This is a genomic window from Amycolatopsis sp. NPDC089917, from assembly GCF_040684635.1.
Taxonomy (GTDB): domain Bacteria; phylum Actinomycetota; class Actinomycetes; order Mycobacteriales; family Pseudonocardiaceae; genus Amycolatopsis.
Genome location: NZ_JBFBGL010000059.1, coordinates 35,072 through 49,938 on the forward strand (window position 1 = coordinate 35,072; position 14,867 = coordinate 49,938).

General features: G+C 68.7%; 11 protein-coding genes and 1 pseudogene. 8 read left to right on the forward strand and 4 right to left on the reverse strand.

All coding sequences use genetic code 11. The annotated features are described in order from the left end of the window. The first annotated feature begins 6 nt into the window (after positions 1-6). From glpK to AB0N89_RS32325, 4 genes are all read left to right on the forward strand, one after another. Positions 7-1,959, forward strand: coding sequence for a glycerol kinase GlpK (gene glpK, locus AB0N89_RS32310; RefSeq protein WP_364212444.1), 1,953 nt, complete (start codon positions 7-9; stop codon positions 1,957-1,959). Positions 1,960-2,118: 159 nt separating this feature from the next. Next, positions 2,119-2,388: a hypothetical protein gene (locus AB0N89_RS32315; RefSeq protein ID WP_364212447.1), complete on the forward strand. Its 270-nt coding sequence runs from the start codon at positions 2,119-2,121 to the stop codon at positions 2,386-2,388. Positions 2,389-2,643: 255 nt separating this feature from the next. After that, positions 2,644-4,200, forward strand: a complete 1,557-nt coding sequence (locus AB0N89_RS32320; protein ID WP_364212450.1) for a metallophosphoesterase family protein — start codon at positions 2,644-2,646, stop codon at positions 4,198-4,200. A 217-nt stretch (positions 4,201-4,417) separates the two neighbouring features. Next, positions 4,418-5,227: a serine hydrolase gene (locus tag AB0N89_RS32325; protein WP_364212453.1), complete on the forward strand. Its 810-nt coding sequence runs from the start codon at positions 4,418-4,420 to the stop codon at positions 5,225-5,227. Here the strand turns inward: AB0N89_RS32325 and AB0N89_RS32330 are convergent. Continuing rightward, entirely contained in the window at positions 5,184-5,819 is a 636-nt protein-coding gene (locus tag AB0N89_RS32330) for a MerR family transcriptional regulator (RefSeq protein ID WP_364212456.1), read from the reverse strand. The two genes, AB0N89_RS32325 and AB0N89_RS32330, sit on opposite strands and share 44 nt — an antisense overlap. A 347-nt stretch (positions 5,820-6,166) precedes the next feature. Between AB0N89_RS32330 and AB0N89_RS32335 the strand changes: the two genes are divergently transcribed. The 4 genes and pseudogenes from AB0N89_RS32335 to AB0N89_RS32350 all read left to right on the forward strand — a co-directional run bounded on the left by AB0N89_RS32335 (position 6,167) and on the right by AB0N89_RS32350 (position 9,976). Then, positions 6,167-7,030 (forward strand): alkaline phosphatase family protein, encoded by an 864-nt coding sequence (locus AB0N89_RS32335; RefSeq protein WP_364212459.1) that lies wholly within the window; start codon positions 6,167-6,169, stop codon positions 7,028-7,030. 108 nt (positions 7,031-7,138) lie between these two features. Then, positions 7,139-8,355: pseudogene (locus tag AB0N89_RS32340) on the forward strand (MFS transporter). After that, the gene (locus AB0N89_RS32345; protein ID WP_364212462.1) at positions 8,352-9,341 is read left to right on the forward strand and encodes a hypothetical protein; all 990 of its coding nucleotides are present in this window, start codon (positions 8,352-8,354) and stop codon (positions 9,339-9,341) included. Before AB0N89_RS32340 ends, AB0N89_RS32345 begins: the two are co-directional and overlap by 4 nt. Positions 9,342-9,463: 122 nt before the next feature. After that, positions 9,464-9,976, forward strand: a complete 513-nt coding sequence (locus AB0N89_RS32350; protein WP_364212465.1) for a VanZ family protein — start codon at positions 9,464-9,466, stop codon at positions 9,974-9,976. Here AB0N89_RS32350 and AB0N89_RS32355 read toward each other — a convergent pair. From AB0N89_RS32355 to AB0N89_RS32365, 3 genes are all read right to left on the reverse strand, one after another. Then, positions 9,940-11,631, reverse strand: a complete 1,692-nt coding sequence (locus AB0N89_RS32355) for an NAD(P)/FAD-dependent oxidoreductase (RefSeq protein WP_364212468.1) — start codon at positions 11,629-11,631, stop codon at positions 9,940-9,942. The genes AB0N89_RS32350 and AB0N89_RS32355 overlap by 37 nt on opposite strands. Beyond that, complete coding sequence (locus tag AB0N89_RS32360) at positions 11,628-12,383, reverse strand: carbon-nitrogen hydrolase family protein (RefSeq protein WP_364212471.1); 756 nt, start codon at positions 12,381-12,383, stop codon at positions 11,628-11,630. Before AB0N89_RS32360 ends, AB0N89_RS32355 begins: the two co-directional genes overlap by 4 nt. A gap of 118 nt (positions 12,384-12,501) precedes the next feature. Further along, positions 12,502-14,538: an acyltransferase family protein gene (locus tag AB0N89_RS32365; protein ID WP_364212474.1), complete on the reverse strand. Its 2,037-nt coding sequence runs from the start codon at positions 14,536-14,538 to the stop codon at positions 12,502-12,504. Positions 14,539-14,867: the final 329 nt, after the last annotated feature.

Below are 14,867 nucleotides of genomic sequence, written 5' to 3' on the forward strand. Positions count from 1 at the left end.
GCTCGCGTGGTCCAGCGCTATGTGATGTCGATCGACCAGGGCACCACCTCGACCCGGTGCATCCTGTTCGACGCGCGCGGCAGGCTGGTGTCGGTCGCGCAGCGTGAACACCAGCAGCACTTCCCCCGGCCGGGCTGGGTCGAACACGACGCCGCGGAGATCTGGCGCAACGTCGGCCGGATCGTGCCGCAGGCGCTGGCCGACGCGGGCGCCGAACCGGCGCAGGTGGTCGGCCTCGGCATCGCCAACCAGCGCGAGACGACGGTGCTGTGGGACCGGCACACCGGCAACCCGGTCGGGCGCGCGATCGTCTGGCAGGACACGCGGACCGACTCGATGCTCGAACAGCTCGCCCGCGAGCCGGGCGCCGACCGGGTCAGGCGGCTCTGCGGGCTGCCGCTGGCGACGTACTTCTCCGCACCCCGCATCCGCTGGATGCTCGAAAGGACCCCTGGCCTGCGCGAACGCGCCGAACGCGGCGACGTGCTGTTCGGGACGGTCGAGAGTTGGCTGATCTGGAACCTGACCGGCGGACCGGAGGGCGGCGTCCACGTCACCGACGTCACGAACGCCTCGCGCACCATGCTGATGAACCTGCGGACGCTGTCGTGGGACGACGAACTGCTGGAGTTCTTCGACGTCCCGCGCGCGATGCTGCCGGAGATCAGGCCGTCGACCGAGGTGTACGGGACGACGTCGCGGGTCGTGCCGGGGATCCGGATCGCGGCGGCGCTCGGCGATCAGCAAGCGGCCCTGTTCGGCCAGACCTGCTTCGCGCCCGGCGAGGCGAAGTGCACGTACGGGACGGGCAGCTTCCTGCTGCTCAACACCGGCCCGACGCCCGTGCACTCCACGCACGGCATGCTGACCACCGTCGGGTTCAAGATCGGCGACGAACCCGCCGTGTACGCCCTCGAAGGGTCGATCGCGGTCACCGGCTCGCTCGTGCAGTGGTTCCGGGACGGGCTGGAGCTGATCGGCAGCGCGCCCGAGATCGAGACGCTGGCGAGGACGGTCGAGGACAACGGCGGCTGCTACATCGTGCCCGCGTTCTCGGGTCTGTTCGCGCCGCACTGGCACAGCGAGGCGCGCGGCGTGATCGCCGGGCTGACGTCGTATATCACCAAGGGTCACCTGGCCAGGGCCGTGCTGGAGGCGACGGGCTGGCAGACGCGCGAGGTCGTCGACGCGATGAACGCCGATTCGGGACTGGCGCTCTCGACGCTCAAGGTGGACGGCGGGATGACCGCGGACAACCTGCTGATGCAGTTCGTCGCCGACGTCCTCGACGTGCCGGTGGTCCGCCCGATGGTCGCCGAGACGGTGTCGCTGGGCGCGGCGTACGCGGCCGGGCTGTCGGTCGGGTACTGGCCGGATCTGGAGGGCCTGCGCCGGAACTGGCACCGCGCCGGGCAGTGGCTGCCGTCGATGGACCCCGCCCGCCGCGACAGCGAGTACGCGCATTGGCGCCAGGCCGTGGAGCTGACGTTCGGCTGGATGCGACCGGGACCGACGGCCGCTCCCCCGGGCTCCGACCTGGTCGAGGTCGTCCTGGCCGACCATCGCCGGATCGAACAGCTCTTCCGGGATCTCCGCAACGACGAGGCCGACCGCCCGGCACTCGTCGCGGAACTCTCGGCGTCCCTCGTAGCGCATGTCACCGCGACGGAACGGATCATCCGTCCTGATGCGACAGAGAGCGACTTCGCTTCCGAGCTGCTCGCGGTGCTGGAATCGGACGACTTCGAAAAGGCGTTGGAATCACTGGAGAATTCGGTGGACGCGCATATCCGTTCGGAGGAACGCGGACTGCTGAACGAACTCAGGCGCACGCTGTCCACTTCGGACCGAACCGGCCTCGGCCGGGCGTTCGTCGCGGAACGGCAACGGCAGCTGGACCTCGACTGCGGGTCGGTCGCGCATGTCCGGGAGCAAGGACCTCGGCTGCGGCTCTCGTGACGTGCTAGCCTGTCGCCGTGCGCCGCTTTGACCGACTCGTAGTCAAGCGCGCCGGCTGAAACCAGGTCGTCGGCGCGCAGCTCGGCGACCCCTCGAAACGGGGCATCTCCCGGGACCTGGCCCTCCATGGCCTGTCGCTTCCCGCCCTTGGAGACCACGATGTCGCTCACCACGTTCCAGGTTCCCGCCCCTCGCTCGTCCATGCTGGTCCGCCGCCGGATCGCCACCTACTTCGTCGGCGGCGTCGACCGGATCCCCGGCTTGGTCGACGCGCTCGGCTGCCTGGTCCACGACCTGTCGCTCGACGTGCGCGACGGGGTCCGCGAAAGCACCATGACCTGCGCGGTCCTGATCGCCGAGGACGAGATCGAGCCGCTGCTGGAGCGACTGCGGGGGCTGGACGCGGTCATGTCCTCCGAGCTGCTGTGATCATGTGTGATCGAACGGCGAACTCGCGTGATCAGGCGCCGCACATCCGTGTTCGCCGTCTGATCACGCGAGATCCGCCTTCAATCACGCGAGTTCGCCGCCTGATCACGTGAGCCACGCCCGCTTGCACGGTTCCATGCAGCCGATCCCCGAACGGACGCCAGCCTCTTGACTTAGTTAGGAAGCCTTCTTAACTTCGATTTCATGGCCGAAACTCCCCGGAACAGCAGGTCTCAAGCCTACCGTCGGCTCAGCTTGGCCGAGAAACACGACAAATTCGTCAATCAGTACTCGCGGCGGACCCTGTTCCGGGTGGGCGCGGTCAGCGGCGCGGCGCTCGCCGCCGGTGGCGTGCTGCTGCCCGGTACCTCGGCCGCCTCCCCCGGACCGACGGGGCCGACCGTGCTGCTCAAGGCGGACAAGGTCGCGGGTTCGGCGCTGCGGCCATTCGGGCGGCGCATCGCCTACGGGGCCGACCCGTCCCAGCAGGTCGTGGTCTCCTGGCAGGTACCCGCGGCGGTGACCGCGCCGTTCGTCCGGATCGGCACGGTCCCCGGCGACTTCAGCCCGCCCATCCAGGCCGAGGTCCGGGCGCTGACCAGCCAGATGTCCTGGCAGCACCCGGTCGAGGAGTACCCGCCGAACAGCCCGAAGTCGATCACCCAGTACTACCTCCACGCCCGCATCGACCGTCTCCTGCCCAAAACCACCTACTACTACGTCGTCGGCCACGAGGGTTACGACCCCGCCGCCCGGCTCGGCGAGATGGCGAGCTTCCGCACCGCGCCGGCCGCGGGCGGCGACGGCACCTTCTCGTTCACCGCGTTCGGCGACCAGGGTGTCGGCTACAACGCCGTCGCGACCAGCAGCCTGATCGCGGGCCTCGACCCGGCGTTCCACCTCGCGATGGGCGACCTCAGCTACGCCCTCGAAGGCGAGGGCGGGCACCCGGAGGAAGACCAGTACGACGCCCGGTTGTGGGACTCCTTCTTCGTCCAGAACGAACCGGTCACCGCCGGGATCCCGTGGATGATGGCGCTCGGCAACCACGAGATGGAGGGCTGGTACTCCGAGGACGGGTACGGCGGCGTACGGGCGCGCTTCACCATGCCGGACAACGCCTGGGACGGCTCCACCTGCATCTATTCGTGGCGCTACCAGAACGTCGGCCTGATCAGCCTGGACGGCAACGACGTCTGCTACAACAGCCCGTCCAATCTGGACTACACCAAGGGCAAGCAGCTCAAGTGGCTCGGCAAGACGCTCGCCGCCTTCCGCGCCGACCCCACGATCGACTTCATCGTCGTCTACTGCCACCAGTGCACGTACTCGACCTGCCATTCCAACGGCGCCGAACTCGGCGCGCAGAAGAACTGGGCCCCGCTGTTCGACAAGTACCAGGTCGACCTCGTGCTGAACGGGCACAACCACATCTACGAGCGCACCGACCCGATCCGCGCAGGCAAGGCCGTCAAGAAGGTGCCGTCGCGCGGGACCACCAACCCGGTCAAGGACGGGACGACCTACATCACCGCGGGCGGCGGGGGCGGCAGCGTCTCCGAGTTCCCGGCGCCCGACACCTACCTGGGCCACGAGACCAGCAACGACTCCCCCGTCCCGATGAAGTACTCGGAACGGGACGGCCAGGACCGCACCAAGAAGGTCACCTGGTCCCGCGTCCGGTTCCGCGGCTACAGCCTGGTCGCCGTCGACGTCATCGCGGGAACCGGCACCACACCGCCCAAAATGGACGTTCGCGCGATCAGCGCCGACGGCACCCTGGTCGACCAGATCATCGTGCAGCGTTCCTGACCCGGCGGCGGCCCCCGGCACCGCCGAGCACGGGGGCCGCCGCCTTCCCCGCATCGACCGGAAAGCCGGTCCACATCGGCCGATCGGCCGGTATCCGGACACCATTTCCGACCCGGTTTCCGAAGCGCCGAAACGGTTTCCGTGCGGTCCGCCGCTGTTACGCACTCATGACAAGAACGAGACGGGACAACGATGATCGTCTCTGAACATCGACGTCATGTTCGACGACGAACGAACCAGGCCGATAGCCGTTCCCGGTGCGCGCCGGCGGCTCCGCCTCCCCGTGACGATCCTGATCGCTTTCCTGCTCGTCACCGGAATCCTCGGCTACGTCATCTTCCAGGCCAACGCGGCGGGCCGCCCCACACGGGACGAGCGGACTGCCACCGTCGTCTTCGACCGTTCGGCGGGCAAGCAGGTGGTCGGCGACCATGGCGGCGAGAGATTTCGCACCGCTTCGGTGGTGAAACTGTTCATCGCGCTGGACGCCCTCACCCACGACCCGCGGAAGTCCGACCAAGCCCAGATCAACCGGATGCTGTCCAAAAGCGACGACGCGATCGCCAACACCCTGTGGACGCGGAACGGGGCGTCCGCGATCGTCACCAGGACGGTGGCCGCGATCGGCCTGAAGAACACCAGTCCGCCCGCCGACGCGGGCCGGTGGGGCGACACACTGTCCACCGCGGACGACATAGTCGCGACCTACCGGCACATCCTCGCGCTGCCGAAGGCCAAGCGGAATCTGATTCTGAAGCCACTGAGGGAGGCTCCCAGGACCGCCGCCGACGGGTTCGACCAGCACTTCGGCATCCCGACGGCCTTCGAGGACCGGCCATGGGCGGTCAAACAGGGCTGGGCGGCCGGACGCGGCGCCGTGGACGCGCACACGACCGGCCTCGTCGGCGAGGGCGATCGCTACATCGTGGTCATCCTGTCCAGTCACGCCGACGGCACGGCCCTCGCGGTCGCGACGGCGTCGGCTACCTCGGCCGCCGCGTCCCTGGTTCCCCGTCTGGAAAAGTGACTTCGGCCGCATTCTCCACCGTCGTTCTGAAAGCGCTTACAAGAAGTTCGGCGAAACAGGCCTTCGGGGCGACCTGCGCGCCTCCGATCTGGGCTCTGAGCACGGCCAACTGCTCGTTGGCGAGCGGCGCGACCCGGTCCAGGAACTGTCCGAGGAACCGCAGCGCCGCGAGCGGCGGGATCCCGGCGCCGGCGAGGTCCGCCACCGCCCGCGAAACGGACGGGCGCACGACGGCGGGCGCGCCGGCGTCGTCCTTGCCGAGCACGCCGTGCCGTTCCAGGCACCGGGCGACGGCGGGCTGGTCGCGCGCGATGTCGGCCATCGCCGCGTCCAGCCGTTCGGCGGCGTCCACTGTGGTCGTTCCGAGCATCGCGGCGATGGACACCAGGTTGAAGCCCTGTTTCTGCAGCACCGTGATACTGCGCAGACGCCGCAGATGGACCTGGCCGTAGTAAGCGGATCTGCCGTGGCGGACGGGCGGGGGCAGCAATCCTCTCGTCTGATGCGCCCGGATATTGCGCGCCGACATGCCGACGATCGTCGACAGTTCTTCGATCGTGTATCCGGCCGGGCGCGGCGAAAAGGGCTTCACGCCGATCAGCTTAACCAATGGTCGGATGAGTGCGCAGTGAAGCCGGGCGCAATGACGGCAGCACTGTCACCCGGCTGAATCAACAAGTGGCCATAAGTCCATCGGTTCCCGGCCAGGAACACAAGGTGAACGGGAGGTTTACATGGTTTCGTGCCAGTGAATGCCGGTTTTGGGCTGTTCTCGGACCGCCGACTACTCCGGTCAGGCGATCTTGGTGGGCCGGGGACTTCCTTACCGTTTTAATGCTGCCAAGACATCTGATGTCTCGACTCTGTCGACGCCTGCGGAGCGCCGCTGAACCCGATGGTTGGTCGTCAAAGTTTCAACTTTTCACCAGGAGGTTTCCCATGTTCTGGAAACGGATCGCGGTCGCCGCCGTGGCCGCGACCGGCTTGGCCGCGGCGCTGGTGGTGTCCCATCAGGACACTCCCGCCGCCGCGATCGAGCCCGCCGCGGCGAAGGTACCCGCGTTCGACCACATCGTCCTCGTGATGTTCGAGAACAAGGACTACAAGGAGATCAACGGCAGCTCCAAGGCGCCGTACTTCAACAAACTCGCCTCGCAGGGCGCCAAGTTCACGAAGGCGTACGGGACGACGCACCCGAGCCAGCCGAACTACATCGCCCAGTTCGCGGGTTCGACGCACGGCGTCGACAGCAACAAATGCCAGGATCTGGGGAACAAGGAGAACATCGCCTCCCAGCTGGCGGGGATCGGCAAGAAGTTCGTCGGCTACGCGGAAAGCATGCCGTCCGACGGCTACACCGGCTGCGAAAAGGGCACTTACGCCCGCAAGCACAACAGCTGGGTCAGCTTCGGCAATGTCCCCGCCTCGGCGAACAAACGCTTCTCGTCGTTCCCGAGCGACTTCACCAAGCTGCCGCACGTCGCTTTCGTGACCCCGGACCTGTGCAGCGACATGCACGACTGCTCGGTCGACACGGGCGACAAATGGCTGAAGAAGAACCTCGACGCGTACGCGCAGTGGGCCAAGACGCACAACAGCCTGCTGATCGTCAATTTCGACGAGGACAGCGGGACGTCGGTGAACCAGATCTACACCACCTTCGTCGGCGCCCACGTGAAGCCGGGCAGCTACAGCGAATCCGTCAACCATTATTCGATCCTCCGCACAATGGAGGCGGCGTTCGGCCTGCCGGGCATCGCCAACGCGGCGAACAAGTCGCCGATCACGAGCGTGTGGCAGTAATCGGGTGAACCCCGCGGGCGTGTCCACTGTGGACGCGCCCGCGGGCGGTGAAAGGCGGTCCGTCGCGTGTACCTGTCCACGATCGGCCGCCGGGAGCATCCCGGCGGCGTGTCCAAGAAATCCTTCGCCCTGCTCGGCGGCAACGTCTTCGCCCTGGGCACCGTCAGCCTCGTCACGGACGTCTCCTCGGAGATGGTGACGGCCGTGCTGCCGGTGTACCTGGTGCTCGGGCTGCACCTGGGCCCGGCGGCGTACGGCGTGGTGGACGGCCTGTACACCGGCGCGACCGCGCTGCTGCGCCTGGTCGGCGGCTATGTCGCGGACCGGGTCCGGCGGCGCAAGGCGGTCGCCGGACTGGGCTACGCCGTGTCCGCGGTGGCCAAGCTGGGACTGGTGGCGGCCGGTTCGTCGGCGACCGCGATCGGCGTGGTGCTGACCGCGGACAGGACGGGCAAGGGCCTGCGGACCGCGCCCCGCGACGCGCTGATCACCCTGTCGGCGCCTGAGCACATGCTGGGCCGCGCGTTCGGAGTGCATCGGGCGATGGACAGCGTCGGCGCGTTCCTCGGCCCGCTCGCGGCGGTCGGGGTGCTGGCCGTGGCGGGTTCGGCGACCGGGCTCGAAGGGTTCGACGCGGTCTTCGTGACGAGTTTCTGCATCGCCGCCGCCGGGGTGCTGCTGCTGGCGTTGTTCGTCCGCGATCACCGCGCGCCCAAACCGCCGTCGGGCACCGTGTCCTTGCGGGCGGCGGCGGACTCCTGCGCGGCACCGGCGTGCGACGGCTGCTGATCGCCGCCTGTGTCCTGGGCCTCGCGACCATCGGCGACGGGTTCGTGCACCTCCTGCTGCAGGCCAAGGAGGACATCGCCACCGGCTGGTTCCCGCTGCTGGCCGTCGGCACGAATCTCGGCTACCTGCTGCTGGCCGCGCCGCTCGGCGCGCTGGCCGACCGGATCGGCAGGCTGCCGGTGATGCTGGCCGGATACGGCGCGCTGGCCACCGTCTACCTGTTGCTGCTCAGCCCGCTGACCGGCTGGGCGCTGTTCGCGCTCACCCTCGGCCTGTACGGCGTGTTCTACGCGTCGACCGACGGCGTGCTGATGGCACTGGCCGGTCCGTTGCTACCGGAGGCGTTGCGCACCACCGGCATCGCGATCGTGCAGAGCGGGCAGGCGCTCGCCTACTTCGTCTCGTCCGTCCTTTTCGGACTCTCTTGGCAGTTCTGGGGTGCGACCACGGCGATCGCGATCGCTGCCGGCACGGTGCTCGCCGCCGTCGCCGCCACCCTCGTTCTCTTGGCTCCCCGCAGGAAGGCACGACCGTGAACACCCGCACCCGCGTCCTGATCGCCGTCATCGGAGTACTCGCGCTGGCCGCGGCCGCCGTGATCTACGTCGGGGTGGCGGGAGCGCGAAACCAGGACACCGCGTCGGCGGGCACCAGCGGCGCCGTCACCCTGGAAGGCGGGCGGCTGCTGTTCCGCAGCACCGCCGATGCCGACCGCGGGCACGTGTCCAGTGTCGCGACGGCCGATCCGAGCGGAGCACGGGCGGTGTCGACCGTGTCGTGCAGCCGGATCTACGCGGCGGGCGGCACCGGGATCTGCCTGCGCCCGGAGACCGGCCTGACCACGTATCAACTGGCGGTGCTCGACAGCAAGCTCGCGGTCACGCAGGAGATCCCACTGGTCGGGCTGCCCAACCGGGCCCGCGTCTCGCCCGACGGGCGGCGGCTCGCGTGGACGGTGTTCGTCACCGGCGACTCCTACAACGGCGGCCGGTTCTCCACCCGCGCCGGCACTCTCGATCTCACCACCGACAGCGTCGAAGGCACGCTCGAGGACTTCGCCGTGACCGTGGACAGCAAGCCGTACAAGGCGGCCGACTTCAACTTCTGGGGCGTCACCTTCACCCGGCAGCCGAGCCGCTTCTACGCCACGATGTCCACCGGTTCGCACCGGTACCTCGTCGAAGGCGACTTGAAGGCCAGGACCGTGAAGACCCTGCGGGACGACGTCGAATGCCCGTCCCTCTCCCCCGACGAGACCCGCATCGCCTTCAAGGCGGCCATCGACGGCGATCCCGCCAAGGGCTGGCGGGTCTCGGTGCTCGATCTCGCGAGTGGCACCGTGACGCCGCTGGCCGAGACCAGGAACGTCGACGACCAGCCCGCGTGGCTCGACGACCGCGCCGTCGCCTACGCCCTCCCCCGCACGCAGGGACATTCCGACGTCTGGGCCGTTCCCGCCGACGGCACCGGTGCGCCGCGGCTGCTCATCCCGGAGGCCGAATCGCCCGCCGCGCTGCCCTAGCGAGGGGATCAGCGGCGTCAGGGTGGTCGTGAGTGGCGATTCGGGCGGGCGGCTGCGCGTGGTGCCCGCGGCGGAGGTCGAGTTCACAGCCTGAACGGGCGTGACCATAGAATCGCCGCGCCATGATCACGAACTTCCTGCTCGACCACTCCGCCCTCGTGCCGGTGGCGATCCTCCTGGTCGCGCTCGTCTGCGCCGTCCTGGGCCTGCTGTTCGCGAGCAGGCCCAGGATCCTGTGGGTTCTCGCCGGGGTGTCCCTGGTGCCGGTCCTCGCGCTGACGCTGGTGCCGACCGGCCGCACGATCGACGAGATCGGGTGCACGGTCCAGTTCTGGCTGCCCACGCTCGGCGCCGTGGAACTCCTGGCCAACATCGCGTTGTTCCTGCCGCCGGTCTTCTTCGCCGCGCTGGCGTCCCGCCGCCCGCTGACGATGCTCGCGGCGGGCTCGGCGCTGTCCGCGCTGGTCGAGGCCCTGCAGGCGTTCCTGCCCGCGATCGGCCGTGCCTGCGACACCAACGACTGGCTGATGAACACCATCGGCGCGGTCCTCGGCGTGCTCCTCGCGGTGGGTACCGCCTGGCTGGTGAAGCGCCGCGCTCAGTCCGGCAGTTCGACGGGCGCGATCTCGTCGTAGACGTCGCCCGGGCCCGGGTTGGCGGGATCCGTCTCACCGCCGAAGTGGTTCAGGACGCCCCACACGGCGTTCAATGCCGTCTGGACGGCGCCTTCGGCCCAGCCTGCCGTCCAGGAGACGTCGTCACCGGCGAGGAACAGACCACGGTAACGCTCCTCCAGCCTGTCCTGCTTGAAGTGCGTGAACAGGCGGTGCTGGTAGCGGTAGTGACCGGGCAGGTTCGCCTTGAACGCGCCCATGAAATGCGGTTCGGCCTCCCAGGACACGGTCACCGGGTCGCCGATGATGTGCCGCCGGACGTCGACGCCCGGGTAGATCTCCCGCAGTGACTGGAGCATCACCTCGACCCGCTCGGACACCGAGAGCGGCAGCCACTTCAGCGAATCGTCGGCCCAGGTGTAGGACAGGCAGATCACCGCGGGCGCGTCCGGATCGTCGCCGAGCAGGTAGGTGCCGCGCGGCATGCGGTCGGTGAGCGTCATGCTCATCGTGTCGCGCCCGGTCTCCGGGTCCTTGTCCAGCCAGAACGGCCGGTCGACCGGGACGAAGACCTTCGAGGACTCCATGTAGTGCGTGCGTTCGATCGCGGTCCAGTGATCGATCGGGAACAGCGCCTCGTCGCATTCGATCTTCGACAGCAGCATCCAGCTCTGCGCGGTGAACACCGCCGCCGGATAGGTGCGGATGCGGCCTTCGGTGTCGGTCACGGTGATGTTGTCCGGCGCGGTGCGGTGCAGCCGCGCGACGCCGGGGTTCGGGCCGCCGCCGTGCAGCGAACTCAGACTCGTTCCGGCAGGCCAGAACGCGATGTCCTCGGGCGTGTGGTCCCACAGCCGCAACGGAAGCTGCCTGCTGCCGCCGACGATGCTGCGGTGCTCGTCGTCGGCGCCGGTGTAGACCACCCGCAGGATCTCCAGGATGGAGTTCGGGAAGTCGGTGTCCCAGCCGCCGGTGCCGAAGCCGACCTGTCCGAAGATCTCGCGGTCGCGGAACGAGGCGAACGCGGGTGACTGGCAGAGGAAGCCGTAGAACGTCTGGTCGTCCAGCTTCGGCACGAGTTCGTTCCACAGCCGCTTGATCGTCTTGGTGTCGCGCTCGCGGATCGCCTTCTGCATCTCGGTGAACGCGGCCTGCTCGGACAGCGTGCTGTCCCAGGCGGCGGCGACCTTGCCGAAGACCGCGGGAAGCTCGTCCGCCGAACGCGCGTAGTGGCTCTCCCCCTTGAGGTCGACGACGGTGCTCGGCGTTCCCGGCGCGAGCGGGTTCGGGAACGGCGTCGTGTCCAGGCCGACCTTGTCGATGTAGTGGAACAGCGCGGTCGACGCCGGCGGGAAGCGCATCGCGCCCATCTCCGCGACGACGTCGTCCGGGCAGCCCGGGAAGTTCACGGTGCGCAGGCGGCCGCCGATCTCGGCGATCTCGTACACGACGGGACGCAGGCCGAGCTTCATCAGCTCGTACGCGGTGACGATGCCCGAGAGACCACCGCCGATCACCGCCACCTCCGTGCCGTGCCGCTCGGCGGGAAGCGCGCCGAGACCAGCGGGGTGGGCGAGGAAATCGTCGTAGGCGAACGGGAAGTCCGGGCCGAACATGGTGATCGGGCGGCCGGCCGGTTCGTCGTGGTGGATCGCGGTCGGGAGGGCGGAGGTCATGCGGAAAGTCCTCGGTACAGATCGGGCCGTCGGTCGGCCAGGTGGGTGTTCTCCAGTCGCGACGCGACGAGCGCGTCACGGGTGACGTCGGCGCTGATCAGCTCCGGGCCGGAGCCGGCGCGGGCGAGTACCTCGCCGGTCGGGGCGACGACGCAGGACCGGCCGCAGTAGGTCAGGTCCTGTTCGGTGTCGCAGCGGTTCGCGTAGGCGACGAAGAGCTGGCTTTCGTAGGCGCGGGCGGGCACCAGCGTGTCGGCGACCAGCTCGTACGGGCTCATCAGCGCCGTCGGCACCACGAGCAGTTCGGTCCCGGCCAGCGCGTGCGCCCGCACGAGCTCGGGGAACTCGACGTCGTAGCAGATCAGCAGCCCGATCCGGAGACCGCCGAGTTCCGCCTGCACGACCGCCTCGGTGCCCGGTTCGAACCAGTCGCGATCGATGTCGCCGAACAGATGGGTCTTGCGGTAGTTGGCCAGACGGCGTCCGTCCGGGCCGATCAGCTGAACGCTGTTGTACACGCGACCGCCGTCGGACTCGGGGTAGCCGTAGACCAGCGCGGCACCGGTTTCCGTTGCCAGCGCGGACATCCGGTCCGCGGTCGGACCGTCGGCCGGTTCGGCGAGCTCGTGGGAGCGGGCGCCGATGTGGTAGCCGGTCGTGATCATCTCGGCGGCGACCACGAGATCGGCGCCCGACGTCGCGACGGCGGACGGCAGCTCGGCGTGGGAGCCCTGATGGACGGCGATCTTCACACCGACGACGATATCCGCCGTTTCGATGCGCCGATAAGGGCTGATCGTTGCGCATGAGCTTGGCAGACCATCGAACTGATGCGGTTCAATGCAATCGCGCGGCGATTTGTTGTCTGGATCACCCGCCCGGCGGTGGCTCTTCCGCCTGCTCGTCGGCCCAGCCGAGCGCCTCGGTGATCGCCTTCCCCGCGATGCCCGACATGGTCGACATATAGGTACCGCTGACGTGGTTGTCGTCGAGGTAGACGAGCACGTTGCCGATCACCGGCGGACAGACGTCGGCCGTGCAGAAGTAGTCGCTGAAGTCGAGGAAGCGCACGTTGCCCGGCAGATCCGGCAGCGTCTCGTACGGTGGCTCGACCGCGTAGAGGTCGTAGCGCGGCGTGGCGCACTCGGGCGCCTGCACGCCACGGCTCTCGACGCAGGCCGACGGCGACTGGCCGAAGCGCGGGTTGTCCCGGACCGCCAGCACCGGGATGCCGGCCTCGTCGACCTTGCGCCACTGGGCGACGTAACCGCCCGGGACGCGTTCCTCGACACCGGTCCGCACGTCCCTGGTGCCGATCGTCATCACCGCGTCGGGCCGGGTCGTGGCGATCTCGTCCACGACCGCGGAGTTCCAGTCGATGCAGGCCTGGTCGCCCGGCACGGCGTCGGAGTCGGTGGAGAACGGGCAACCGCCGCGGAGGATCGAGGTCACCTCCCAGTTCCGCTGCTCGGCGATCGGCAGCAGGGCGCCGAGGAACTGCCCGGCGTGCGAGTCACCGGTGACCACGATCCGGCGAGTGGGATGCCCCGACGTCTGCGAGGTGCAGACTTCCAGGTCGGCATTGCGCGGGGACACCCCGCAGCGGGCCGGGTCGATCCCCGCCCAGTCTTCGGACACGGCGACGAACGACGGGACGAGGGCGGCGTCGGCGGCGCCCCAGTACTTGAAGCCTTCGGTGTGCGCGAGCGCGCCGGGATGGTCGGGATCGTTGACCGCGATCGAATAGGTGTCCGCCTGGCTCACGCTCACCCACTGCCAAGCGCCCGTCGCGGCGAGCACCGCAGCGAGCGTCGCGACGCCGAATCGGTAAGCGCCCCAACGGGTCCGGGCTCCGATCTCGGAGGCGCGGATCGGTTTCTCGACCAGGTGGTGGGTCAGTACGGCGAGGACGAAGGAGAGCGCGATGATCACCGCGCCGCCGCGCAGGCCGACCTCTTCACGATCGCGGGCGACGAGGTAGAAGACCAGGACCGGCCAGTGCCAGAGGTAGAGCGCGTAGCTCAGATCGCCGAGGTATTTCAGCGGGCGGCTGGACAGGAACCGGTCCGCGCCGCCCTTGAACGCGGTGTCGCCGGCGAGGATCACGAGCGCGGCCGAAAGCGTCGGCCACAGCGCGAGATAGCCGGGGAAGACCGTGCCGACCTGGAGCACCAGCCCGCAGGACACGAGCCCGGCGACGCCGGCCCAGCCGAACGCGACCCGCGCGGACCGGGGCACCCGGACGCGGTCGACGAGCAGGGCGAGCAGCCCGCCGAGCGCGAACTCCCAGGCCCTGGTCAGCGAATCGAAGTAGGCCAGCGGCTGGTCGACGGCGGTGAGCCACACCGAATAAGCCAGCGAGGCCGCGAACACCGTTCCGAGGGCCGCGAGCAGCAGCGGAAGGACGTTTCGTTTCGCCTTCTTGGCGATCAGCAGCACCAGCCCGACCAACAGTGGCCAGACCACGTAGAACTGTCCCTGGATCGACAGCGACCAGAAGTGCTGGACGACGCTGGCCGAGTTGTGCTGGGCGAAGTAGTCGGTGGAATCCGCCGCCAGCTGCCAGTTCTCCACGTAGAGCGCGGAGGCGACGACCTCCTTGATCGTCTGGAACCAGCGGTTCTGCGGCAGCAGCACCGTGCTCGCCGCGATGATCAGCAGCAACACGGTGAGCGCGGCCGGGAACAGTCGTTTGATCATCCGGCCCCACATCGGCCGGTACTCGATCTTCCCTCGCGACGCCGCGCGGTAGAGCTGGCCGGTGACGAGGAACCCGGAGATCAGGAAGAACGCGTCGACGCCACCGGAGATCCGGCCGAGCCAGACGTGGTAGACGACCACCAGGACGCACGCCAGCGCCCGCAGCCCTTGGATTTCCGGGCGAAACCGCCGCTCCGTCTCCCGCACAAACCACCACCATGATCACCCGGCCACCGACGGGCGGGGACCCTACGGCAGGAAGCTGTGAACGAGCTTAGTTCGGATGATCGGATGGCTACCGCCAGGTAGGTGGGTCTCTCGTGCCGGGTCTCGGTGCCGGTGCCGGCCAGGTCGGTCGCGTGAGACCCTGCCGAAGTACATGAAGGCCCCCTTCATGTACTTCGAGGTGGACGAGCGCCGTTGTGGGGCGGGCAGGGCGCCGGTGTCACGTGGGTCCGTGAAGGCCTCCTTGAGGGACTCTGGGTCCCTCAAGGAGGCCTTCACGGACCCCACGAAAGACACACCAATAGCAAAAG

What these genes read in the sequence shown, in the direction of transcription:
- AB0N89_RS32315 (WP_364212447.1), top strand. Translation starts at nt 2,119, where the DNA reads ATGTCGCTCACCACGTTCCAGGTTCCCGCCCCTCGCTCGTCCATGCTG.
- AB0N89_RS32325 (WP_364212453.1), top strand. Translation starts at nt 4,418, where the DNA reads ATGTTCGACGACGAACGAACCAGGCCGATAGCCGTTCCCGGTGCGCGC.
- AB0N89_RS32335 (WP_364212459.1), top strand. Translation starts at nt 6,167, where the DNA reads ATGTTCTGGAAACGGATCGCGGTCGCCGCCGTGGCCGCGACCGGCTTG.
- AB0N89_RS32350 (WP_364212465.1), top strand. Translation starts at nt 9,464, where the DNA reads ATGATCACGAACTTCCTGCTCGACCACTCCGCCCTCGTGCCGGTGGCG.
- AB0N89_RS32355 (WP_364212468.1), bottom strand. Translation starts at nt 11,631, where the DNA reads ATGACCTCCGCCCTCCCGACCGCGATCCACCACGACGAACCGGCCGGC.